17 protein-coding genes and 1 pseudogene are annotated in these 22,072 nt (G+C 73.9%); 8 read left to right on the forward strand and 10 right to left on the reverse strand.

The window, feature by feature from the left end; translation table 11 throughout:
* Together ABZ885_RS18590 and ABZ885_RS18595 are read left to right on the forward strand one after the other, a co-directional pair.
* Nucleotides 1–2,778 (forward strand): annotated as a pseudogene (locus ABZ885_RS18590) (hypothetical protein); the annotation flags it as partial.
* 19 nt (nucleotides 2,779–2,797) lie between these two features.
* Nucleotides 2,798–3,556 carry a metallophosphoesterase gene (locus ABZ885_RS18595; protein ID WP_360189270.1) on the forward strand — a complete coding sequence of 253 codons (759 nt, stop codon included), beginning with the start codon at nucleotides 2,798–2,800 and terminating at the stop codon, nucleotides 3,554–3,556.
* On the opposite strand, the gene ABZ885_RS18600 is transcribed toward ABZ885_RS18595, so the two are convergent.
* Together ABZ885_RS18600 and ABZ885_RS18605 are read right to left on the reverse strand one after the other, a co-directional pair.
* A complete protein-coding gene (locus ABZ885_RS18600; RefSeq protein WP_360189273.1) occupies nucleotides 3,538–3,876 on the reverse strand; it encodes a hypothetical protein in 339 nt (112 codons plus the stop codon). The two genes, ABZ885_RS18595 and ABZ885_RS18600, sit on opposite strands and share 19 nt — an antisense overlap.
* A gap of 162 nt (nucleotides 3,877–4,038) precedes the next feature.
* A complete protein-coding gene (locus ABZ885_RS18605) occupies nucleotides 4,039–4,746 on the reverse strand; it encodes an FCD domain-containing protein (protein ID WP_360189276.1) in 708 nt (235 codons plus the stop codon).
* Nucleotides 4,747–4,899: 153 nt separating this feature from the next.
* Between ABZ885_RS18605 and ABZ885_RS18610 the strand changes: the two genes are divergently transcribed.
* The gene (locus ABZ885_RS18610; RefSeq protein WP_360189279.1) at nucleotides 4,900–5,466 is read left to right on the forward strand and encodes a gluconokinase; all 567 of its coding nucleotides are present in this window, start codon (nucleotides 4,900–4,902) and stop codon (nucleotides 5,464–5,466) included.
* A gap of 35 nt (nucleotides 5,467–5,501) precedes the next feature.
* On the forward strand, nucleotides 5,502–6,854 hold the full coding sequence (locus ABZ885_RS18615; RefSeq protein ID WP_360189313.1) for a gluconate:H+ symporter: 1,353 nt from the start codon (nucleotides 5,502–5,504) through the stop codon (nucleotides 6,852–6,854).
* Nucleotides 6,855–6,963: 109 nt separating this feature from the next.
* On the opposite strand, the gene ABZ885_RS18620 is transcribed toward ABZ885_RS18615, so the two are convergent.
* The gene (locus tag ABZ885_RS18620; RefSeq protein ID WP_360189282.1) at nucleotides 6,964–7,587 is read right to left on the reverse strand and encodes a TetR/AcrR family transcriptional regulator; all 624 of its coding nucleotides are present in this window, start codon (nucleotides 7,585–7,587) and stop codon (nucleotides 6,964–6,966) included.
* Between the two features lie 133 nt (nucleotides 7,588–7,720).
* Between ABZ885_RS18620 and ABZ885_RS18625 the strand changes: the two genes are divergently transcribed.
* Nucleotides 7,721–8,941, forward strand: coding sequence for an amidohydrolase family protein (locus ABZ885_RS18625; RefSeq protein WP_360189285.1), 1,221 nt, complete (start codon nucleotides 7,721–7,723; stop codon nucleotides 8,939–8,941).
* Nucleotides 8,942–9,069: 128 nt separating this feature from the next.
* Here ABZ885_RS18625 and ABZ885_RS18630 read toward each other — a convergent pair whose 3' ends face one another.
* The 5 genes from ABZ885_RS18630 to mmuM all read right to left on the reverse strand — a co-directional run bounded on the left by ABZ885_RS18630 (nucleotide 9,070) and on the right by mmuM (nucleotide 15,355).
* Nucleotides 9,070–10,665, reverse strand: a complete 1,596-nt coding sequence (locus ABZ885_RS18630) for a glycerol-3-phosphate dehydrogenase/oxidase (RefSeq protein ID WP_360189288.1) — start codon at nucleotides 10,663–10,665, stop codon at nucleotides 9,070–9,072.
* A 151-nt stretch (nucleotides 10,666–10,816) separates the two neighbouring features.
* Nucleotides 10,817–12,343 (reverse strand): glycerol kinase GlpK, encoded by a 1,527-nt coding sequence (glpK, locus tag ABZ885_RS18635; protein ID WP_360189291.1) that lies wholly within the window; start codon nucleotides 12,341–12,343, stop codon nucleotides 10,817–10,819.
* 108 nt (nucleotides 12,344–12,451) lie between these two features.
* Nucleotides 12,452–13,171 carry an MIP/aquaporin family protein gene (locus ABZ885_RS18640; RefSeq protein WP_360189294.1) on the reverse strand — a complete coding sequence of 240 codons (720 nt, stop codon included), beginning with the start codon at nucleotides 13,169–13,171 and terminating at the stop codon, nucleotides 12,452–12,454.
* Nucleotides 13,172–13,484: 313 nt separating this feature from the next.
* Nucleotides 13,485–14,249 carry an IclR family transcriptional regulator gene (locus tag ABZ885_RS18645; protein ID WP_360189297.1) on the reverse strand — a complete coding sequence of 255 codons (765 nt, stop codon included), beginning with the start codon at nucleotides 14,247–14,249 and terminating at the stop codon, nucleotides 13,485–13,487.
* Between the two features lie 149 nt (nucleotides 14,250–14,398).
* On the reverse strand, nucleotides 14,399–15,355 hold the full coding sequence (gene mmuM, locus ABZ885_RS18650) for a homocysteine S-methyltransferase (RefSeq protein WP_360189299.1): 957 nt from the start codon (nucleotides 15,353–15,355) through the stop codon (nucleotides 14,399–14,401).
* Between the two features lie 301 nt (nucleotides 15,356–15,656).
* On the opposite strand from mmuM, the gene ABZ885_RS18655 reads away from it, so the two are divergent.
* The 3 genes from ABZ885_RS18655 (at nucleotide 15,657) to ABZ885_RS18665 (ending at nucleotide 19,280) form a co-directional block, all read left to right on the forward strand.
* Nucleotides 15,657–16,511, forward strand: a complete 855-nt coding sequence (locus ABZ885_RS18655) for an NUDIX domain-containing protein (protein ID WP_360189316.1) — start codon at nucleotides 15,657–15,659, stop codon at nucleotides 16,509–16,511.
* Between the two features lie 40 nt (nucleotides 16,512–16,551).
* Nucleotides 16,552–17,121: an NUDIX domain-containing protein gene (locus tag ABZ885_RS18660; RefSeq protein WP_360189302.1), complete on the forward strand. Its 570-nt coding sequence runs from the start codon at nucleotides 16,552–16,554 to the stop codon at nucleotides 17,119–17,121.
* Nucleotides 17,122–17,252: 131 nt separating this feature from the next.
* Nucleotides 17,253–19,280: an acetoacetate--CoA ligase gene (locus ABZ885_RS18665; RefSeq protein WP_360189305.1), complete on the forward strand. Its 2,028-nt coding sequence runs from the start codon at nucleotides 17,253–17,255 to the stop codon at nucleotides 19,278–19,280.
* A gap of 81 nt (nucleotides 19,281–19,361) precedes the next feature.
* Here ABZ885_RS18665 and ptsP read toward each other — a convergent pair whose 3' ends face one another.
* Both ptsP and ABZ885_RS18675 read right to left on the reverse strand, forming a co-directional pair.
* Nucleotides 19,362–21,032, reverse strand: a complete 1,671-nt coding sequence (gene ptsP, locus ABZ885_RS18670) for a phosphoenolpyruvate--protein phosphotransferase (RefSeq protein WP_360189308.1) — start codon at nucleotides 21,030–21,032, stop codon at nucleotides 19,362–19,364.
* Nucleotides 21,033–21,131: 99 nt separating this feature from the next.
* The gene (locus ABZ885_RS18675) at nucleotides 21,132–21,581 is read right to left on the reverse strand and encodes a PTS glucose transporter subunit IIA (protein WP_360189311.1); all 450 of its coding nucleotides are present in this window, start codon (nucleotides 21,579–21,581) and stop codon (nucleotides 21,132–21,134) included.
* Nucleotides 21,582–22,072 lie beyond the last annotated feature (491 nt).

A 22,072-nucleotide genomic window follows, 5' to 3' on the forward strand; every position in this document is an offset into this window, starting at 1 on the left:
ACCGGGGTGCCGAACTCCCGCTTCGACCGGGGGCCGCGCAGCCGCCGCTCGGTCAGCGCGCCCGCCACGATCACCAGGCCGGACAGGAGCGGGTACCGCAACGCCGAGTACCTGCGCGAGCTGCTCGACGAGGCCATCGCCACCGCCGAACGCACCCTGTTCGACCTGCGCACCGCCGCCGCCGACGACTCCCGCATCCTCGCCGCCCTCGGCGACGGCGGCCTGCTGCCGCCCGGCCCGGACGTCCTCGCCACCGTCGAGTACCTCGCCGAGCACGGCATCCCCGCGCTGCCCGGCTGGCGCTACCTCGCCCAGTCCGTCGACCCGGCCGACCACGAGGCGATCCTCGCCGCCCGCCCCGAGCTGGTCGACGGCGTCGTCATCACCGACCCCAACTCGCTGGAGCGGGCCCGCGAGGCCCTCCAGGCCGCCGCCCTGCTGCCGCGCTCCACCGTGGCCGTCGGCGCCGCCGCCTCGCTGATCGCCCCGATCACCGGCGAGCCCGCGTTCTTCCTCGTCCCGCCGAACCCGGCCATGCACGACGAGTCCGCCGCCGACGGCGAACGCCGCGAACTGCGCGCCCGCGCCACCGCCCGCGAGGAGCACATCCGCGAACTCGCCGCCCGCCTCGGCGGCGACCGCGCCCTCGCCGCCCGCCTCGCCTCCTGGCACGCCAACTGCCCGCCCGGCACCCTCGCCGAGCTCGCCGCCGCCGCCGAGGCCGCCCACGAGCACGCCGAGCAGGCCGCCGCCACCCTCGCCACCCTGCGCGCCGACCACGACGAGGCCGAGACCGACCACGCCGTCGCCGCCACCGCCCACGAGGAGCACCGGGAGACCGCCCAGCGCGCCCGCCGCCGCGCCGACGCCCTCTCCGGCCTCGCCTTCCGGCTGCGCGAACGCGCCGGCTGGACCCGCCGCCAGCGCGAACTCGCCGAGGACGCCACCGAGTGCGACCGCCGCCAGGCCCTCTGCGCCGAACGCGCCCGCACCTGCGACGAGGACCGCCGCGCCGCCCAGCGCGCCGCCGACGACGCCCGCCGCACCGCCCGCACCCTGCGCGCCGAGCGTGCCGAGATCCCCGCCGCCGAGCAGGCCGAGGAGCCCGGGACCGACGCCGCGCCCGCCGCCCTGCCGGCCCTGCGCGAGGCCTACCGCGCCGCCTCCCAGCTGTACGAGAAGGTCGGCGTCGGCGCCGACCTGCGCGCCGAACAGGCCCGCGCCGAGGGCGACGAGGCCGCCGCCGCGGCCGAACTCGACCGCCTCACCAACAAGGTCCGCACCCGCGCCGAGGAACTGCTCGGCAGCCCCGACGGCGCCGACGGCCCGGCCCGCCAGGCCGCCGCCGCCCGTGCCGAGGAACTCGTCGCCACCATCGAGGCCCGCTCCGCCGCCGCCAGCGAGCAGCTCGGCCGGCTGCGCGGCGAGGCCGAACGCTCCGCGCCCGCCGACGGCGAGGCCCACACCGAGCTGCCCGAGGACCTCGTCCCCACCGACCCCGAGCACGCCCAGGCCCTGCTGCGCACCGCCACCACCCGCCTCGCCGAGCGCCGCGAGACGGTCGAGACCGCCCGCACCGCCCACGCCGACCTGCAGCGCACCTTCGACGCCGCCCAGGCCGCCGCCGCCGACTTCGACGAGCACGCCGGCCAGCTCCGCGACGGCCTGCGCGAGCACCCGGACGACGACGGCCGGCCGGTCGAGCCCTACCTCGGCGCGCTCGCCGACGCCCGCACGGCCGCCGCCGAGGCCCGCCGCGCCCTGCGCACCGCCGCCGGCGAGCTGTCCTCCGCCGAACTCGCCGTCCGCGACGCCTCCGACGCGCTCGTCCGGCACGCCAACGCGGCCCGCTACGAGGCCGTCCGCACCCCGGCCCGCCAGCAGATCCGCGAACTGCCCGCCTCCGCCCTGCCCGACCACGCCGCCGCCTGGGCCACCGCCTTCGCCCCCCGGCTGCGCGTGCTCACCGACGAGCTCGCCCAGCTGGAGAAGAACCGCGGCTCGATCGTGGACCGCCTGCGCGGCCTGGTGGAGTCCTCGCTCACCACCCTGCGCGCCGCCCAGCGGCTCTCCCGCCTGCCCGAGGGCCTGGGGGAGTGGTCCGGCCAGGAGTTCCTGCGGATCCGCTTCGAGGACCCGGACCACGCCACCCTGGTCGAGCGCCTCGGCGAGGTGATCGACGAGGCCACCCGCGCCGCCGTCAAGAAGAACAGCGACCTGCGCCGCGACGGCATGTCCCTGCTGCTGCGCGGCGTCGCCGCCGCGATCGGCCCGCGCGGCGTGAGCGTCGAGATCCTCAAGCCGGACGCCGTGCTGCGCGCCGAGCGGGTCGGCGTCGGCCAGATGTCCGACGTCTTCTCCGGCGGCCAGCTGCTCACCGCCGCCATCGCGCTCTACTGCACGATGGCCGCGCTGCGCGCCAACGACCGCGGCCAGTCCCAGCTGCGGCACGCCGGCACGCTCTTCCTGGACAACCCGATCGGCCGCGCCAACGCCACCTACCTGCTGGAGCTCCAGCGGGCGGTCGCCGACGCGCTCGGCGTCCAGCTGATCTACACCACCGGCCTGTTCGACACCACCGCGCTCGCCGAGTTCCCGCTGGTCATCCGGCTGCGCAACGACGCCGACCTGCGGGCCGGCCTGAAGTACATCTCGGTGGAGGAACACCTGCGCCCGGGCCTGCCCGCCGCGCCGGACCCGGACGGCCCGGCCGTCCACGGCGAGATCACCGCCACCCGGATGTTCAAGCGCCCGGCGGAGGTTCCCGCCCAGACGTGATCCGCCTACGGTGGTGTCCATGCTGACGATCGCTCACCTCAGTGACATCCATCTCGGACAGGACCAGGACGGTGACGGCGGGGACCGCGCGTACCGGCGGGCCGAGCAGGTGATGGCGTACCTCAACGCCCTGCCCGGCCCGCTGGACGCGGTGCTCGTCACGGGCGACCTCGCCGACCACGGCCTGCCCGGCGAGTACGAGCAGGTCGCCAAGGTGCTGACCTCGCGTCACCCGGTGCTCACCTGTCCCGGCAACCACGACATACGCGAGCCCTACCGGGAGGTGCTGCTCGGCGAGGCGGCGTCCGGCGGCCCGGTCAACCGGCTGCACCGGCTGCCGGGCGCCGACGTGCTGATGCTCGACTCCTCGATCCCCGGCCAGGATGACGGTCTGCTGGACGAGGAGACGATCGGCTGGCTGGACCGCACCCTCACCGAGGGCCGGCAGGAGCTTCCGGCGCTGCTCGCCTTCCACCACCCGCCGGTCACCCTCCACCTGCCGTACGTCGACCCGATCCGCCAGTTCGGGGAGGAGCGGCTCGCCGAGGTGCTGGCCCGTCACCCGCGGGTGCGGGCGCTGCTCTGCGGCCACTCCCACACCGGCGCTGCCACCACCTTTGCCGGACTACCGGTGCTGGTGGCGCCGGGCGTGGTCTCCACCGTCACCCTGCCCTGCGAGGGCGGGGCCGAGATCCGCTTCGACCACCCGCCGCAGTTCGCCTTCCACGTCCTGGCCGACGACGGTCGGCTGACCAGCCACTACCGCGCGCTGGCCTGACGCGTCCGGGGCTGCGGCGGCCGGGCCTGCGGTGCGGGCCCGGCCGCCCGGCTGCCGGCCATCGGCGAGGCCGCGTGCGGTCCGCGGGCCCGCTGCGCGGCGATCTGACGCGAGATCAGGATCTCCAGCAGGCACCACATCGAGCCGAACACCCCGAGCCCCATCGCCATCAGCGCCGGTGTCAGCAGCCAGCTGTCCGCGTACGAGGCCAGGGTCGCGACCAGCAGGCCGACCAGGGTGAACGCCAGGCAGAGCACCGCCCGGACGGCGGCGGTCCGTACCTCGTCGGGCAGGCGGCGGCGACGGCGTGCGACGGACATCGGGCGACCCCCAGGCGCGGTCACGGTGGCGGGGTGTGCGGGCGGGGCGCACGGACGCGCCCCTGCACGCCTACTCTGCCCTGTCGCACCCCGGCTATGCGCCCGAATTCCCCGAAGTGCCGCCAAATGGTGTGATCTGCTCCGGAAAGCCGCAACCCGGACTCAGGGTGCGCCGAGGCCCAACTGCTGGTCGAGCTCCTCCAGCGCACCCTTCACGATCGTCCGCATCGCCTGCTCCGCGTGCTCGGCGTCCCCCGCGCAGATCGCCTCGGCGACCTCGCGGTGCAGCCGGATCGCGTACGGCTCCGGCTGATGGGGCATCAGATCGTACTCGGTGCGGCCGGTCAGTACCGCCCCGACGGTGTCCCCGAGGTGGGCGAACATCTCGTTGCCGGAGGCCTTCAGTACGGTCGCGTGGAAGGCGATGTCGTGCCGGAGGAAGGCCTCCAGGTCGGCGGCCCGCGCCGTCATGGTCAACTCCACGGCCAGTGAGCCGAGTTCGCGGCGCTCGTCGTCACTGGCATGCTGTGCGGCGAGCGCGGCGGCGGCCGGTTCCACGGCCACCCGCAGCGAGCCGAGCGAGCGCAGCTGGGCCGGCCGGTCGCTGCCCGCCAGCCGCCAGCGGATCACCAGCGGGTCGAAGACGTCCCAGGTGGACTTCGGCTGGACGGTGATGCCCACCCGGCGCCGGGGGGCCACCATGCGCATCCCCTCCAGGATCCGCACCGCCTCGCGGACCACCGTCCGCGACACCCCGAACCGCTCCTCCAGCTCCTCGCTGCGCAGCACCGCGCCCTCGGGCACCTCGCCGGACGCGATGGCCGGTCCGAGCTCGGCGAGCAGTCGGCCGGGCAGCCCCTGGATCTCCATCCGCCCAGCCTAGACGGCCGCGCCCGGCTCACCCCGGGCGGGCCCGGACGCCCCGCCCGCGCCGCTAAAAGTATGACGATTTGGTATCCGGGCCTTGAATACGTCATATCTTTGGAGCGATAGTGGCGGCCAGGCAACGAAGGAGCACCACCCATGGCTCTCAGCGTCGAGAACCACGACACTCCGGCACCCGGCACCCCCGGCCCCCTCACGGTCGTGGTGATGGGCGTCTCCGGTGTCGGCAAGACCACCGTGGCCCGCCTCCTGGCCGACCGCCTCGGCCTCCCCTTCGCCGAGGCGGACGACTTCCACCCACCGGCCAACATCGCCAAGATGTCGGCCGGCGTCCCGCTGGACGACGAGGACCGCGCCCCCTGGCTGCGGGCGATCGGCGGCTGGCTGGAGGAGCGGACCGAGGCCGGCACCGGCGGCGTCGTCACCTGCTCGGCACTGAAGCGCCGCTACCGCGACACCCTGCGCGCGGCCTGCCCGGGCGTCTTCTTCCTGCACCTCAGCGGAGGTCACGAGCTGGTCGGGGACCGGATCGCCCTCCGCAGCGGCCACTTCATGCCGCCGTCGCTGCTCGACTCGCAGTACGCCGCCCTGGAACCCCTCGCTGCGGACGAGCGCGGCGCCGTCCTGGACGTCGGCCCGTCCCCCGAAGAACTCACCGAGATGGCCGTGGCACTGCTGCGGCCCGTCAATGGAGACGTTGCGTGACCCCCACCCTCCTCGCGGCCGCCGCCCCACCGGCGCTGCCGCACACCGGCAGTGACACCCGGCTGCTGATAGCGGTGCTGCTCAGTATCGGCGCCATCGTGCTGCTGATCACCAGGCTCAAGCTGCACCCGTTCCTCGCCCTGACGCTCGGCTCGGGCCTGCTGGCCGTCGCCGCGGGCGCGCCGTTCGACAGGCTGCTCACCAGCTTCTCCACGGGCTTCGGCGCCACCGTGGCGGGCGTCGGCCTGCTGATCGGGCTGGGCGCGATGCTCGGCAGGCTGCTCGCCGACTCCGGCGGGGCGAACACCATCGCGGACACCGTGCTGGCGCGCTCCGGCACCCGGGCGCTGCCCTGGGCGATGGCGCTGATCGCCGCGCTGCTCGGCCTGCCGCTCTTCTTCGAGGTCGGCGTGGTCCTGCTGATCCCGATCGTGCTGCTGGTCGCCCGCCGCGGCAACGTGCCGTTGATGCGGATCGGCATCCCGGCCCTGGCCGGCCTGTCGGTGCTGCACGGCCTGGTGCCCCCGCACCCGGGCCCGCTCGTCGCCGTCGACGCACTGAAGGCCAATCTCGGCATCACCCTGGCGCTCGGCCTCCTGATCGCGGTCCCGACGCTGATCGTGTCCGGTCCGCTGTTCGCCCGGGTCGCCGAGCGCTGGGTCGGCCCGCTGGAGATCCCGACCGCCACCGCCCCCGAGCGGACGGCCGGGCGCGAGCACACCCCGTCCTTCGGTGCCGTGCTGGCGACGATCCTGCTGCCGGTCGTGCTGATGCTCGGCAAGGCGCTGGCCGACGTCGTCATCGACGACCCCAAGGCGATGGCGCAGCGGGTGTTCGACTTCATCGGCTCGCCGCTGGTCGCCCTGCTCGCCGCGACCCTGCTCGGCATGGTGACGCTCGGCCGGGCGGCCGGCTTCTCCAAGGAGCGGATCTCCGAGACCGTCGGCCGCTCGCTCGCCCCGATCGCCGGCATCGTCTTCATCGTCGGCGCGGGCGGCGGCTTCAAGCAGACCCTGATCGACGTGGGCGTCGGCAACGCGGTGAGCGAATGGTCGAGCGAGTGGCACGTCTCCGCGCTGCTGCTGGGCTGGCTGATCGCGGTGCTGATCCGCCTGGCCACCGGCTCCGCGACGGTCGCCACCATCACCGCGGCCGGCATCGTTGCCCCGCTGGCGGCGAACCTGTCCTCGACCCACGCGGCCCTGCTGGTGCTCGCCATCGGCGCCGGCTCGCTCTTCTTCTCCCACGTCAACGACGCCGGCTTCTGGCTGGTGAAGGAGTACTTCGGGATGAGCGTCGGTCAGACGCTGAAGTCCTGGTCGGTGATGGAGACCGTGATCTCGGTGGTCGCGATAGCCCTGATCCTGCCGCTCAGCCTGGTCATCTGACCGCAGCCCCGGCCCGTCTGACACCGGCCCACCACCGCCGGCCGCAGCCGCCGAGCACGCCCGAGGGGCGGCACCCGGATCCGCCGGGTGCCGCCCCTCCGGCGTTCCGTCAGCCCAGCAGTCCCGACAGCACCGCCGCGGTCGCCTCCAGCAACTCCTCCGCGGCCCCGCCGCCCGCGGCGGTCCGGGCCAGCAGCCCCTCGCGCGCGGCCAGGATCACCCCGGCGGCCTGCCGGGCGGTCGCACCCGGCGGCACCAGCTCGGGCAGCGCCCGTTCCAGGACGGCGGCCAGGGCCTGGGAGACCTCCCGGTCGTGCGCGGCCACCCGTTCGGCCAGCCCCTCGCTGCGCGCGGCGACCAGCCGGAACTCCAGGAACAGCAGGATCCACCCGGTCTCGGCCGGCTCGACCCGCAGCAGCGCCTCCACCAGCAGCCGGGCCCGCTCCGGCGGGGCGAGCGCCTCCCCGGCGGCCGCCAGCTCCGCCAGCTCGGCCATCCGCCCGGCCGCCCGGTCGTCGAAGAGCGCGAGCAGCAGGTCCTCCTTGCTGCCGAAGTTCGAGTAGAAGGCGCCCCGGGTGTAGCCGGCGGCGGCACAGACGTCCTCGATGCTGGTCCGCGCGAAGCCGACGGCGAGGAACAGGTCGCCCGCCGCGGCCAGCAGCCGGGCCCGGGTGTGGACGCGGCGGCGGGGCGGTCGGGCGGCGGGGGCGGAATCGGCCGGGGGAGGGTTCACAGGAGAACGATACATGGTGTATTCAATACGAGTCGTATTCAATACGTCCCGTACTGAACCGTGCGGTGCCACCGGACCCGGACCGGCACCGCACCCGCACCCGTACCTGCACCGACCCTGGGGGACCACCGTCATGAGCCGACTGCTGATCACCGACGCCCACCTGCTGCATCCCGAGGACGGCACCCGCACCGACCGCGGCTGGCTGGAGGCCGCCGACGGCCTGATCACCGCCACCGGGACCGGCCGCCCGCCCGCCGCGGGCGAGGACGTCCGGGTCATCGACGCCGGGGGCGCCACGGTCCTGCCGGGCCTGATCGACGCGCACGTCCACCTGCTGGTCACCAGCCTCGACCTGCGCGACATCGCCGACTGGACGCCCGGCTACGCCACCACCCGCGCGCTCGCCGAGGCCGGACGCATGCTGCGCCGCGGTTTCACGACCGTCCGTGACGTGGGCGGGGCCGACCACGGCATGGCCCGCGCGCTGGCCGAGGGCCTGGTGCCCGGCCCCCGGCTGGTCCACGGCGGCAAGGCGCTGTCACAGACCGGCGGCCACGGCGACCTGCGCCCGCTCGGCGACGACGCGCTGCCCTGCTGCGAGTCCCGCCCGCACTTCGGCCGGATCGCCGACGGCGTCGACGCCGTCCGCGCCGCCGCCCGGGACGAGTTCCGCAAGGGCGCCGCGCACCTCAAGGTGCTGCTCTCCGGCGGCGTCGCCTCGCCGCACGACGAGATCGCCGCCGTCCAGTACAGCGAGGAGGAGATCCGCGCGGCCGTCGAGGAGGCGGAGAACCACAACCGCTACGTCACCGTGCACGCCTACCACCCGCGCGCGATCGACCGCGCGCTCCGCGCCGGGGTGCGCTGCGTCGAGCACGGCAACCTGCTGGACGACGCCAACGTCGCGCTGCTGCGGGAGAAGGACGCCTTCCTGGTCCCCACCCTGGTCGCCTACGAGCAGACCGCGAAGCTCGGTGCCGCCTCGGGCCTGCCGCCCGCCTCGGTGGGCAAGCTCGCCGAGGTCCGCGACCAGGGGCTGGCCGCACTGGAACGGGCCCACCGCGCGGGCGTCAACCTGGTCTACGGCAGTGACCTGCTCGGCCCGCTGCACCAGGCCCAGCTGGAGGAGTTCACCATCCGCGCGCAGGTCCAGCCCGCCGCGGACGTGCTCCGCTCGGCCACCACGACCGCCGCCCGCCTGCTCGGCCTCGACGGCCGGATCGGCACCCTGGCCCCGGGCGCGCACGCCGACCTGCTCGTCGTCGACGGCGACCCGTTGGCGGACCTCACCGTCCTCACCCGCCCCGAACGGCACCTGCGCCACGTCGTCCAGGCCGGCCGCCCGGTCTGACGGAACGCGAAGGGCGGGTTCCCGGGAGTCCCGGGAACCCGCCCTGCCTACTCGCTCCCCGTGCTACGCGCAGCGGTGCTTACGTGCCTTACGTGCCTTACTCGCTTCCGCGCTTCGCGAGGCTGTGCTTACTTGCTTCCGCGCTTCGCGAGGAAGGCGTCGACCTCGGACCGGATCTCCGGGGTGTCCAGGCCGCGCACGGTCATCGTGGTGCGGCGGCGCAGCACGTCGTCCGTGGTGTACGCCCACTCGTTGTCGGCGGCGTAGGCGACCTGCGCCCAGACGTCCGGCCCGTCCTCGTGGATCGGCCGGCCCAGCTCCGGGTTCTCGTCGATCAGGCGGGCGATCTCGAAGGAGAGCGTGCCGTAGTGGCTGGCCAGGTGCTTGGCGACCAGCGGCTCCATCCGCGAGCCGGGCTCACGGTCGATCAGCAGGCGGTGCGCGACGGCGTTCGGCGCGCCGACGCCGGGCAGCGGCACGGTCGGGGCGATCGGGGACATGTCCTCGCCGAGGCTGGTGCCGGGCACGTGGGCCAGCTTCTCCAGCACGGTGCGGCCGATGTGCCGGTAGGTGGTCCACTTGCCGCCGGCGACGGACAGCATGCCGCCCTTGCCCTCGGTGACGACCGTCTCGCGCTTGGCGGCGGCGGTGTCGCCGGGGCCGCCGGGCAGCACCCGCAGGCCGGCGAAGGCGTAGGTGATCAGGTCGCGGTCGAGGTGCTCGTCGCGGATCGCGTGCGCGGCCTCGCCCATGATCTGGTCGATGTCCGCCTCGGTGGCCCGGACGTCCTGCGGGTCGCCGGTGTACTCCTCGTCGGTGGTGCCGAGGAGGACGTGGTCCTCCCACGGGATGGCGAAGGAGACGCGGTACTTGTCGATCGGGATGGTCAGCGCGGCGCGCCACGGGGCGCGGCGCTTGACGACGACGTGCGCACCCTTGGAGAGGCGGATCGACGGCGCGGCGCCGGCGTCCTCCATCTTGCGCAGGTGGTCGACCCACGGGCCGGTGGCGTTGAGCACCAGGCGGGCGTTGACGCCGAACTCGGTGCCGTCCAGGCGGTCCCGCAGCTCGGCGCCGGTGACGCGGCCGCCGGTGAAGCGCAGGCCGGTGACCTCGGCGTGGTTGAGCACCACGGCGCCGGCGTCGACGGCGGCGCGCACGGTCATCACGGCCACGCGCGAGTCGTTCATCTGGTGGTCGCCGTAGACGGCCACCGAGCGCAGGCCCTCGGTGCGCAGCGCGGGCACCTGCTGGGCGGCGTGCGCGGCGGTGGAGACCCGGCCCATGCCGTCGCGGAAGGCGGAGAGCGCCGAGTAGAGGAAGACGCCGGCGCCGAGCTTGGGGGCGCTGTGCGGGCCGCCCTTGTAGACCGGCACGAAGAAGGTCAGTGGGTTGACCAGGTGCGGGGCGACGTCGGTGGCGAGCGCGCGGCGCTCCTTGTGGTTCTCGGCGACCAGCCTGACCGCGCCGGTCTGCAGGTAGCGCAGACCGCCGTGGACCAGCTTGGAGGAGGCGCTGGAGGTGGCACCGGCGAAGTCGCCGGCGTCGACCATGGCGACCTTGAGGCCCGCCTGGGAGGCCGTCCAGGCGACGGCCGTGCCGAGGATGCCGCCCCCGATCACCAGCAGGTCGTAGGTGGCCTTGCCCAGCAGCTCGCGGGTGTCGGCGCGGGAGGCGGTGCGGCCGGCGGTGCGCTCGGCGCCCAGGGTCGGGATGGTTGCCATGGTGTGTGTTACGGCGACGCGGGTCGGGCGGCGCCGTTACTCCTCTCGGTGTGCGGTGCGGCCCCTGCGGAGAGGCCGGTCGGCCCGGTGCGGCGGGCCGGTGAAACGGGGGCAAGCCGGCCGGGGCACGGGGCCCCGGCCGGCTTCGCGGTCAGCTCTGCTCTTCCTCCTCCACCCAGCCCATGGTGCGCTCCACGGCCTTGAGCCACTTCTTGTACTCGCGCTCCCGGGTGGCCTCGTCCATGCGCGGCGTCCACTCGGCGGCGCGGTGCCAGTTGGCCCGCAGGGTGTCCAGGTCGTTCCAGAAGCCGACCGCCAGGCCGGCCGCGTAGGCGGCGCCGAGCGCGGTGGTCTCGGCCACGTACGGGCGCTCGACCGGGGCGTCCAGCACGTCGGCGATGTTCTGCATGAGCAGGTTGTTGCTGGTCATGCCGCCGTCGACCTTGAGGGCGGTGAGCTCGACGCCGGAGTCCTTCTGCATGGCGTCGACGACCTCGCGGGTCTGCCAGGCGGTGGCCTCCAGGACGGCCCGGGCCAGGTGGCCCTTGGTGACGTACCGGGTCAGACCGGCGATCACACCGCGGGCGTCGGAGCGCCAGTACGGGGCGAACAGGCCGGAGAAGGCCGGGACGAAGTAGGCGCCGCCGTTGTCCTCGACGGTGTTGGCGAGGGTCTCGATCTCGGCGGCGGTGGAGATGATGCCGAGCTGGTCGCGCAGCCACTGGACCAGCGAGCCGGTGACGGCGATCGAGCCTTCCAGGGCGTAGACCGGCTTCTGGTCGCCGATCCGGTAGCCGACCGTGGTCAGCAGGCCGTGGTAGGAGTTGACGACGTCCTCGCCGGTGTTCAGCAGGAGGAAGGTGCCGGTGCCGTAGGTCGACTTGGCCTCGCCCTTGTCGAAGCAGGTCTGGCCGAACAGCGCGGCCTGCTGGTCGCCGAGCGCGGAGGCGACCGGGACGCCGGCCAGGTCGCCGACGGCCTCGCCGTAGACCTCGGCGGAGGAGCGGATCTCCGGCAGGACGGACATCGGAACGCCCATCGACTCGGCGATCTTGTCGTCCCACTGCAGGCTGTGCAGGTTCATCAGCATGGTACGGCTGGCGTTGGTCACGTCGGTGACGTGCTTGCCGCCGTCGGCACCACCGGTGAGGTTCCAGATCACCCAGGTGTCCATGGTGCCGAACAGGATGTCGCCGGCCTCGGCGCGCTCGCGCAGGCCCTCGACGTTGTCCAGCAGCCAGCGGATCTTCGGGCCGGCGAAGTAGCTGGCCAGCGGGAGGCCGGTCTCGCGGCGGAAGCGGTCCTGGCCGACGTTGCGGCCCAGCTCGCGGCAGAGCGCCTCGGTGCGGGTGTCCTGCCAGACCAGCGCGTTGTGGACCGGCTCGCCGGTGTTCTTGTCCCACAGGACGGTGGTCTCGCGCTGGTTGGTGATGCCGATCGCGCGGATGTCGTCCTTGGTCAGGCCGGCCTTCTCCAGCGCGCCGCGGACGACCGACTGGACCCGGGTCCAGATTTCGGCGGCGTCGTGCTCGACGTAGCCGGGCTGGGGGAAGATCTGCCGGTGCTCCTGCTGGTCGACGGCGACGATCCGTCCGTCCGCGCCGAAGATGATGCAGCGGCTGGAGGTGGTGCCCTGGTCGATCGCGGCGATGTAGTTGCCCGTGCCAGTGGAGGTCATGAGGGTCCTCGGCTCAAGGTTGGGGGATGGCGGGTGGGTGGGTCCGACTCTCGGGTCAGTCCCCGTGCTCGGGTGGCGCGAAGCCTGGCTCCGCGAGGATGGCCGGCTTTAGAACATGACGTTGTAGAGCGCGCCCGCCAGCAGGCCGCCGACGATCGGGCCGGCCACCGGGATCCAGGCGTAGGACCAGTCGGAGCCGCCCTTGTTCGGGATCGGCAGCAGCGCGTGGACGATGCGCGGGCCCAGGTCGCGGACCGGGTTGATGGCGTAGCCGGTCGGGCCGCCGAGCGAGAGGCCGATGCCGACGACGGTGAACGCGACGATCAGGATGCCGAGGCCGGACTTGCCCAGGCCCTCGTTGGTGCTCTGGGTGAGGATCGCGAAGCAGAGCACGAAGGTGCCGATGATCTCGGTGAGCATGTTCTGGACGGGGTTCCGGATCTCGGGACCGGTCGAGAAGATGCCCAGGGTCGGCTCCTTGTTCTCGTTGAACTGGCCGAGGTAGGTGGCCCAGACGAGGACGGCGCCGATCATCGCGCCGAGCAGCTGCGAGCCGAGGTAGAGCGGAACGTCGCCCCATTCGCCGCTCTTGACGGCGAGGGCGAGGGTGACGGCCGGGTTGAGGTGGGCGCCGGACTTCGGAGCCGACATGTAGGCGGCGATCATCACCGCGAAGCCCCAGCCGAAGGTGATCGCCAGCCAGCCGGCGTTGATGGCCTTCGACTTCTTGAGCGTCACGGCGGCGCAGACGCCGCCGCCGAGAAGAATCAGGGCGGCGGTGCCGAGGGTTTCGCCGACGAAGATGTCGCCGTTGGAGAACGAGGACACAAAGACTCCCTTGTCCATATGGCCCGGAGGTGCGGGTGGGGGCAGGTGGCCGAGCGATCAACGGTGCGGGTGAGCGCTCTGTGGGAGAGATCTGCTCGGCCATCGTTCGACAATGTCGACCGTCATGCGGAAGCTTCCTCCCCGGGCCGCCTTCACGTCAAGGCCGGGTTACTCAGCTGTGACCCTTCACTCGGTGTGACCACGTGGATATCCGCAAACACGGACAAAACGCTAAGGCGCGGACAGGCGTGCTGCCTGTCCGCGCCTCAGCGTGAACGTCCGGCGTCCGGCGCCGGCCCCGCGCGCAGCGCGGTCAGAACCGGCCGGCCCCGAGGTCCCGGGAGATCGCCCGGGCCGCGCTGCGCACCGACGCGACCAGCGACGGCTTCACGAAGCCGTCCTCGCAGACCCGCTCCACCGCGCCGCTGATGCAGACCGCGCCCACCGGGTTGCGCCGCCGGTCCTGGATCAGCGCGCCGATCGAGGCCACGCCCTCCCAGGTCTCCTCGATCGAGTCCGCCCAGCCGCGCTCGCGGGTCAGCGCCGCCTCGGCGTCCACGTCCGCGGGGTCGGTCAGCGTCCGCGGGGTGTACGCCTCGAACGGCCCCTCGCCCAGCTCCCCGCGGGCCACCGGGTCGTAGGCCAGCAGCACCTTGCCCAGGGCGGTGGAGTGCAGCGGCTGCATCGAGCCGACCTCCAGCACTTGCCGGGTGTCGTCCGGGCGGAACACGTGATGCACGATCAGCACGCCCTGCTGGTGCAGCACCCCCAGGTAGACGGTCTCGCCGGCCGCCCGGGCCAGGTCGTCCGCCCAGACCAGGGCCCTGGCCCGCAGCTCGTGCACGTCCAGGTAGCTCTGCCCCAGCCGCAGCAGCTCGGCGCCCAGTTGGTACTTGCCGCTCTCCGGGTCCTGTTCCACGAACCCCTCCTGCTGGAGGGTGCGCAGGATGCCGTGGGCGGTGCCCTTGGCCAGGTCCAGCGCCGTGGCGACCTCGGACAGACCGAGGCGGCGTTCACCGCCGGCCAGCAGGCGCATGATGGCGGCGGCCCGGGAGAGCGACTGGATCGGGCCGGGCATTCGGTACCTCCGCGCTGACAGGCGGTCGACATTGTCGACCGCAGTGGTAACGGGATGAGTCTGCCAGGCCGCCCCCGGTCCGTGCACCTTCCCCCTCGGTAAGTCCTCCGGTGGATGCGGCCGCCCTCCGGTGGATGCGACCGGCGCCGTCAGTCCCGTGCGCGCGCCACCTCGGCGGCCAGTGCGGCGATCTCCTGCGGCCCCACCCGGCAGCAGCCGCCCACCAGCCGGGCCCCGTCGGCCAGCCAGCCGGTCACCCGGCCCGGGCCGCCGGCCGGGGCGGCCCCCGTCGGCCGGAACGTCGGCTCGCCGCGCCAGGCCCGCGCCGCGGCGTCCCAGCCCTCGCCGCTGTTCGGGTAGACCACCACCGGTTTGCCGGTCACCCGCGCCGCGAGTGCCACCGCGCGGTCCGCGTCCTGCGGCGAGCAGCAGTTCACCCCGACCGCGACCACCTCGTCCGCCTCCGCGGCCAGGGCGAAGGCCTCCGCCAGCGGCTGTCCGGCCCTGGTGCGGCCGCCCGCCACGCTGTACGACAGCCAGGCCGGCACGCCCAGCCCGCGCACCGCCCGCAGCAGCGCCCGCGCCTCGTCCGCGTCCGGCACCGTCTCCAGCGCCAGCACGTCCGGCCCGGCCGCCGCCAGCACCTCCAGCCGCGGGCGGTGGAACGCCTCCAGCTCGCCCACCGTCAGCCCGTACCGCCCCCGGTACTCGGAGCCGTCCGCGAGCACCGCCCCGTACGGGCCCGCCGACGCGGCCACCCAGAGCGGCCGGCCCGCCGCAGGCCGCCCGCCCGCGGCCTGCCGGGCCGCCTCCCGGGCCAGCTCCACGCTGCGCGCGAGCAGCCCGGCCGCCTCCGCCCGGTCCAGCCCGCGCCGGGCGAACCCCTCGAAGCTCGCCTGGTAGCTCGCGGTGATCGCGACCGCCGCGCCCGCCTCGAAGTACGCCCGGTGCGCGGCGACGACCGCCTCCGGGGCGTCCGCCAACAGCCGTGCCGACCACAGCCCGTCCGACAGGTCGTGCCCGGCCGCGGCCAGTTGGTTGGACAGCCCGCCGTCCAGCACCAGCGGACCGGCGGCCAGCGCCGCGGTGAAGTCCTTCCCGGCCACCGAGTCCCCTCTTCCGTGCGGTGAGATCCCTGCTCACAGCGTAGGGAAGGGGACGGGCCGGCGGACGCCGGAAAATCATTTGCCGCAGAGTCATCGGATCGCTACGTTGTGCTCAGACCGAGAACGACGACCGCCGTACCGGAACCGCACCGGAGAGGAGCCGGCCATGACCACGGAGGAGCCCCCGGCCGGCACTGAGGCCGGCACTGAGGCCGGCACCGGAACCGAGGCCGGATCCGGCACGGACACCGGAACCGCCACGGACACCGGAACCGGCAGCGGCATCGACGAGCGCGCCTGGCTGGCCGCCTACGATCCGCGCGCCTACACCCCGGTGGCGGTCACCGTCGACGTCGTCGCCCTGACCCTGCGCCACGGCAGCCTGCACGTCCTCCTGGTCGAGCGCGCCGCCCCGCCCTACCAGGGCTCCTGGGCCCTGCCCGGCGGCTTCCTGCGCGCCGGCGAGGAGGGTCCGGACGAGGCCGCCGCCCGCGAGCTCGCCGAGGAGACCGGCCTGCACGGCAGCGCCGACGCCGAGGCCGCCCTCAGCCGCATCCACCTCGAACAGCTCGGCACCTACGGAGCCCCCGACCGGGACCCGCGCATGCACGTCGTCTCGGTCGCGTACCTGGCCTTCGCCCCCGACCTGCCCGACCCCCGGGCCGGCTCGGACGCGGCGACCGCCGCCTGGCACCCCGTGAGCGCCCTCGAACTCCGGCCGTCCACCGGCCGGTCACCGGCAGCCGGTGAGCCCGTCGACACCCACGGGGGTGGCGTCGACGGGCCCACCGGCCCCCACTCCGCGGAGTCCGCGCCGATCACCCTGGCCTTCGACCACGCCCGCATAATCGCCGACGGCCTCGACCGCGCCCGCGACAAGATCGAGTACAGCCCGCTGGCCACCGCCTTCCTCCAGCACGACTTCACCATCCCCGAGCTGCGCGCCGTGTACGAGGCCGTCTGGGACGAGAAGCTCCACCCCGGCAACTTCCACCGCAAGGTCCTCTCCGTCCCCGGCTTCGTGGAGAGCACCGGCACCACCACCGAGCGCGGCGGCGCCCGCGGCGGCCCGCGCGCCCGCACCTACCACGCCGGCGACGCCCGGCTCCTCCACCCCGCCCTCCTCCGCCCCACCCGCGAGGACGAGATCCGCTGACCGGCACCACCGGTCCCACCCGCGCACTACCATCCGGGCCATGACCACTCAAGACGTGAGCCGGACGAGCAATCGGCCCAACTCCCACTGCCACTGGTGCGGCACGCCCTACCCCGCCGGCACCAGCGCCTGGCCCCGCACCTGCCCCGGCTGCGCCGAGATCAGCTACCGCAACCCGCTGCCCGTCGCGGTCACCGTCCTCCCCGTCACCCGCCCCGACGCCGACCCCGCCCTGGTCGTCATCCGCCGCACCATCGAACCCGGCTACGGCGAACTCGCCTTCCCCGGCGGCTACATCGACTACGGCGAGACCTGGCAACAGGCCTGCGTTCGCGAACTCCGCGAGGAGACCGGAATCCCGGCCGACTCCGCCGACATCACCCTGATCTCCACCGCGTCCGACCCGCACGGCCGCTTCGTCTTCCTCTGCGGACTGCTCCCCGCCCGCCCGCTCGCCGAACTCCCGCCCTCGCGCCCCACCGACGAGACCGCCGGCTGGCTGCTCGCCACCCCGGACACCCGGCTCGCCTGGGACTTCCACAGCAACGTCTCCCGCGCCTGGTTCAACGGCGACTTCACCCCCGGCGGCCGGCCCCCGGCAGCGGGCTGACCAGCCGCGCGTCCGCCCGGCAGACCCTGGCGCGCGGGCCGCTCACATGGCATGGTCTGCACCGACAGCCCAACTGGACGGGCCCTGCCAGAAGCAACCCCGTCCCATCCACCGGCCGGGAGACCACCACCGTGAGCACCCCACCCCAGGATCAGCCGCTCTGGCGCCCCAACCCCGCGAGCGCCGCCGCCACCAGCCTCGTGGCGTTCCAGGCTTGGGCCGCCGAGCGCCACGGCGCACCGGCCGCACCGCTCGCTCCCACCGCCGACGACACCGAGGCGGCCCGCCGCTACGCCGACCTGCACGCCTGGTCCGTCGAGGACCTCGACCGCTTCTGGACCGCCGTCACCGAGTGGTTCGACGTCCGCTTCCAGCAGGCCCCGGACGCCGTCCTCGCCGACCCGGCCATGCCCGGCGCCCGCTGGTTCCCCGGCGCCCGCCTCAACTACGCCGAGCACGCCCTGCGCGCCGCCGAGGACCCGGCCAACCACGACCGCCCGGCCGTCCTCCACCTCGACGAGACCACCGAGCAGCCGGTCACCCTCACCTGGGCCGAACTCCGCCGCCAGGTCGCCTCCCTCGCCGCCGCCCTGCGCGCCCGCGGCATCGGCCCGGGCGACCGCGTCAGCGCCTACCTGCCCAACATCCCCCAGGCCGCCGTCGCCCTCCTCGCCACCGCCGCCGTCGGCGCCGTCTGGACCAGCTGCGCCCCCGACTTCGGCGCCCGCAGCGTCCTCGACCGCCTGCAGCAGATCGAACCCGCCGTCCTCTTCGCCGTCGACGGCTACCACTACGGCGGCAAGGACCACGACCGCACCGAGGTCGTCGCCGAACTCCGCCGCGAACTCCCCACCCTGCGCACCGTCGTCCACGTCCCGCTGCTCGGCGCCCCCGCCCCCGACGGCGCCCTGCACTGGGACGACCTGGTCGCCGACGACGTCGAGCCGGTGTACGAGCCCGTCCCCTTCGACCACCCGCTCTGGGTCCTCTACTCCTCCGGCACCACCGGCCTGCCCAAGGCCATCGTCCAGAGCCAGGGCGGCATCCTCGTCGAGCACCTCAAGCAGGCCGGCCTCCACCTGGACCTCGGCCCCGAGGACCGCTTCCTCTGGTACACCTCCACCGGCTGGATGATGTGGAACTTCCTCATCGCCGGCCTCCTCGTCGGGGCCACGATCGTCACCTACGACGGCAGCCCCGGCCACCCCGACACCGGCGCCCTCTGGTCCGTCGCCGCCCGCACCGGCGCCACCGTCCTCGGCACCTCGGCCGCCTACGTCATCGCCAGCCGCAAGGCCGACCTCCACCCCGGCCGCGACCTCGACCTCTCCGCCGTCCGCTGCATCGGCACCACGGGCTCCCCGCTCCCGCCCGACGGCTTCCGCTGGATCTACGACGAGGTCAAGGAGGACGTCTGGCTCGCCTCCGTCAGCGGCGGCACCGACGTCTGCTCCTGCTTCGTCGGCGGCGTCCCCACCCTGCCCGTGCACCTCGGCGAGATCCAGGCCCCCTGCCTCGGCGCCGCCGTCGAGTCCTGGGACGTCCACGGCCGCCCGCTCACCGACGCCGTCGGCGAACTCGTCGTCACCAAGCCCCTCCCCTCCATGCCCACCGGCTTCTGGAACGACCCCGAGGGCACCCGGTACCACGACAGCTACTTCGACACGTACCCGGGCGTCTGGCGCCACGGCGACTGGATCACCGTCACCTCGCGCGGCACCGTGATCATCCACGGCCGCTCCGACTCCACCCTCAACCGCCAGGGCGTCCGGATGGGCTCCTCCGACATCTACGAGGTCGTCGAGCGCCTCCCGGAGATCGCCGAATCCCTGGTCATCGGCCTGGAGGAGCCCGACGGCGGCTACTGGATGCCGCTCTTCGTCGTCCTCGCCCCCGGCGCCGCCCTGGACGACGACCTGACCGGCCGCATCCGCACCTCGCTGCGCACCGAGCTCTCGCCGCGGCACGTGCCCGACGAGGTCATCGCCGTCCGCGGCCTCCCGCACACCCTCACCGGCAAGCGCATCGAGGTCCCGGTGAAGCGACTGCTCTCCGGCACCCCGCTGGAGCAGGCGGTCAACCCGGGCTCCGTCGACAACCTCGACCACCTGCGCTTCTTCGAGCAGCTCCGCCGCGAGCGCCAGGCCGCCCAGGCCTGACGCCCGGTACGGCGAAGGGGCGCCCCCCATGACGGGGGCGCCCCTTCGACATCCGTGTGCCCGGTGCCGCGCGGTCCGGTGCTACTCGCCGGACAGCACCTGCTGCGCGGCGGCCCGTGCGGCCTCGGCGCTGTCCGCGGCCCGCGCCGCCTCGGCCGCCCGGCGGCACTGCGCCAGCGTGTACTTGGCCAGCGTGGTCCGCACGTAGGGGATCGACGCCGCGCCCATGGACAGGCTGGTGACGCCCAGACCGGTCAGGACCACGGCGAGCAGCGGGTCCGAGGCCGCCTCGCCGCAGACCCCGCAGCTCTTGCCGGTGGCCTGCGCGGCCTCGGCCGAGAACGCGACCAGGTCGAGCAGCGCCGGCTGCCACGGGTCCTGCAGCCGGGCCACCGCACCCACCTGACGGTCGGCCGCGAAGGCGTACTGGGCCAGGTCGTTGGTCCCCAGCGAGAGGAACTCCACCTCCTGGAGGATCGACCGCGCCCGCAGCGCCGCCGACGGAATCTCCACCATGGCACCGAACTTGGCGTTCAGCCCGGCCTCGCGGCAGGCGTCCGCGAAGTCCTTGGCGTCCTTCCGGTCGGCCACCATCGGGGCCATCACCTCGAGGTGGACCGGCAGGCCCTCAGCGGCCCTCGCCAGCGCGCGCAGCTGGGTCTGCAGCACCTCCGGGTGCTCCAGCAGCGTCCGCAGACCGCGCACGCCGAGCGCCGGGTTCGGCTCGTCCGCCGGGGTCAGGAAGTCCAGCGGCTTGTCCGCGCCCGCGTCCAGCACCCGGACCACGACCCGGCCCTCCGGGAACGCCTCCAGCACCTTCCGGTACGCCTCGACCTGCTTCTCCTCGCCGGGCGCCTTCGCCGAGTCGTCCAGGAAGAGGAACTCGGTACGGAACAGCCCGACGCCCTCGGCGCCGGCCTCCAGCGCGGCCGGCAGGTCGGCCGGTCCGCCCACGTTGGCCAGCAGCGGGACGCGGTGACCGTCCGAGGTCTGCCCCGGACCGGAGGAGGCGGCCAGGGCCGCCTTGCGCTCGGCGGCGATCCGGCGCAGCTCGCCCTGCTTCTCCTGCGACGGCTCCACCAGCACGTCGCCGGAGCTGCCGTCCACCGCGACGACGGTGCCCTCGGCGACGCCGGTCGCCCCCGGAAGCGCCACCACGGCCGGCACGCCCATGGCACGCGCCAGGATGGCGCTGTGGCTGGTCGGCCCGCCCTCCTCGGTCACGAAGCCGAGCACCAGCGTCGGGTCCAGCAGCGCGGTGTCGGCCGGCGCGAGGTCCCGCGCGAAGAGCACGTACGGCTCGTCGCTGTCCGGCACACCCGGCATCGGCACGCCCAGCAGCCGCGCCACGATGCGGTTCCGCACGTCGTCCAGGTCGGCGACGCGGCCGGCCAGGTACTCCCCGGCCGACGCGAGGAGCGCGCGGTAGGCGGCGAAGGCGTCGTAGACGCCGCGCTCGGCGCTGCTGCCGACGGCGATCCGGCGTGCGACGTCGGCCATCAGCTCGGGGTCCTGCGCCATCAGCGCCTGGGCCTCCAGCACCGCCTGGGCCTCGCCGCCGGCCAGGTTGCCGCGCGCGATCAGGTCCGCGGCCACCGCCTCGACCGCCGCCTGCGCGCGAGCCTGCTCACGCGGGGCGTCCTCGGTGGGGATCTGGGTGGCCGGCGGCTCCAGCACCGCCGTGCCCATGTGCCGCACCTGGCCGATCGCGACCCCGTGGCTGACACCCACGCCGCGCAGCGTCTTCTCCATGTGACTGTCTCCGCTGAGAGGAGCGGCCCCGCTGGGTACCGCTGTGTGCCGGGCCGCCCCGTCGGATGCGCCGGGGCGGGTGTGTCGGGAAAGAAGAGGTCAGCTCCAGCTGAACAGGGCGTCGCCGACGGCGGCCTCGCCGTCCTCGCGGACACCGGCGAGGGAGTCGGCGGCGGCCTCCAGGGCGACGATCGGCGAGATCGGCGACTTGCCGGCGGCCTCGACGGCGGCGGGGTCCCACTTGATGACGGCCTGGCCGCGGGTCACCGTGTCGCCCTTGGCGACGAGCAGTTCGAAGCCCTCGCCGTTCAGCTGCACGGTGTCGATGCCGAGGTGGGTCAGCACACCGTGCCCGTCGGCGTCCACCACGACGAACGCGTGCGGGTGCATGGAGACGACGACGCCGTCCACCGGGGCGACGGCCTCGGTCGGCCGGCGCACCGGGTCGATCGCGGTGCCGGGGCCGACCATCGCACCCGAGAAGACCGGGTCCGGCACGCCGGCGAGCCCGACGACACGGCCGGTCAGCGGCGACGTCACAGTGGTCATGGTGGTGCCTCCCAAGTGCGCAATACAGCGAGCAGCCGCGAGCAGCGGCGCAACGATCAACTGAAGCCTAAATCATGTCAACTTCGGACATCTGCTGACATACCCGGGCGTAGAACCACACCCCGCCCGCCACCTCGGACGACACCTCGTCGACCGACAGTGGTCTAGTCCTCTTCACCGATGCGCCGCACTCTACAGGCATCTTGGCGAATCGGGACCATTGCTGTATATGCTCGCGAGAGCAACAAATCATGCGTCCGATCGGGTGACACCGGCGTGGCCCGATTCGCGCTCCGTCGTGGGACCCGCTATGGTTGGTCGAGTCGCCGCAAGACGACGGTTAACAGCAGATTTCAGATGTGAAAAGCACCGGTAAACGGAGCGGAAAGCATCTGGTAAGCTGGAAACACGAAAGAACGAAGCGCCCGGAGGGCCCGCTGGAAGGCGGTCCGAAGGAAGTGTCCGTTCCTTGAGAACTCAACAGCGTGCCA

This window comes from Kitasatospora sp. NPDC047058 (genome assembly GCF_040643935.1).
Classification (GTDB): domain Bacteria; phylum Actinomycetota; class Actinomycetes; order Streptomycetales; family Streptomycetaceae; genus Kitasatospora.

Bases quoted from the DNA above. Each gene is read 5' to 3' on its own strand.
- ABZ885_RS18605 (WP_360189276.1), bottom strand. From the start codon at position 4,746: ATGGAGATCCAGGGGCTGCCCGGCCGACTGCTCGCCGAGCTCGGACCG.
- ABZ885_RS18595 (WP_360189270.1), top strand. From the start codon at position 2,798: ATGCTGACGATCGCTCACCTCAGTGACATCCATCTCGGACAGGACCAG.
- ptsP (WP_360189308.1), bottom strand. From the start codon at position 21,032: ATGGAGAAGACGCTGCGCGGCGTGGGTGTCAGCCACGGGGTCGCGATC.
- ABZ885_RS18675 (WP_360189311.1), bottom strand. From the start codon at position 21,581: ATGACCACTGTGACGTCGCCGCTGACCGGCCGTGTCGTCGGGCTCGCC.
- ABZ885_RS18630 (WP_360189288.1), bottom strand. From the start codon at position 10,665: ATGGCAACCATCCCGACCCTGGGCGCCGAGCGCACCGCCGGCCGCACC.
- ABZ885_RS18645 (WP_360189297.1), bottom strand. From the start codon at position 14,249: ATGCCCGGCCCGATCCAGTCGCTCTCCCGGGCCGCCGCCATCATGCGC.
- ABZ885_RS18600 (WP_360189273.1), bottom strand. From the start codon at position 3,876: ATGTCCGTCGCACGCCGTCGCCGCCGCCTGCCCGACGAGGTACGGACC.
- glpK (WP_360189291.1), bottom strand. From the start codon at position 12,343: ATGACCTCCACTGGCACGGGCAACTACATCGCCGCGATCGACCAGGGC.
- ABZ885_RS18660 (WP_360189302.1), top strand. From the start codon at position 16,552: ATGACCACTCAAGACGTGAGCCGGACGAGCAATCGGCCCAACTCCCAC.
- ABZ885_RS18625 (WP_360189285.1), top strand. From the start codon at position 7,721: ATGAGCCGACTGCTGATCACCGACGCCCACCTGCTGCATCCCGAGGAC.
- ABZ885_RS18610 (WP_360189279.1), top strand. From the start codon at position 4,900: ATGGCTCTCAGCGTCGAGAACCACGACACTCCGGCACCCGGCACCCCC.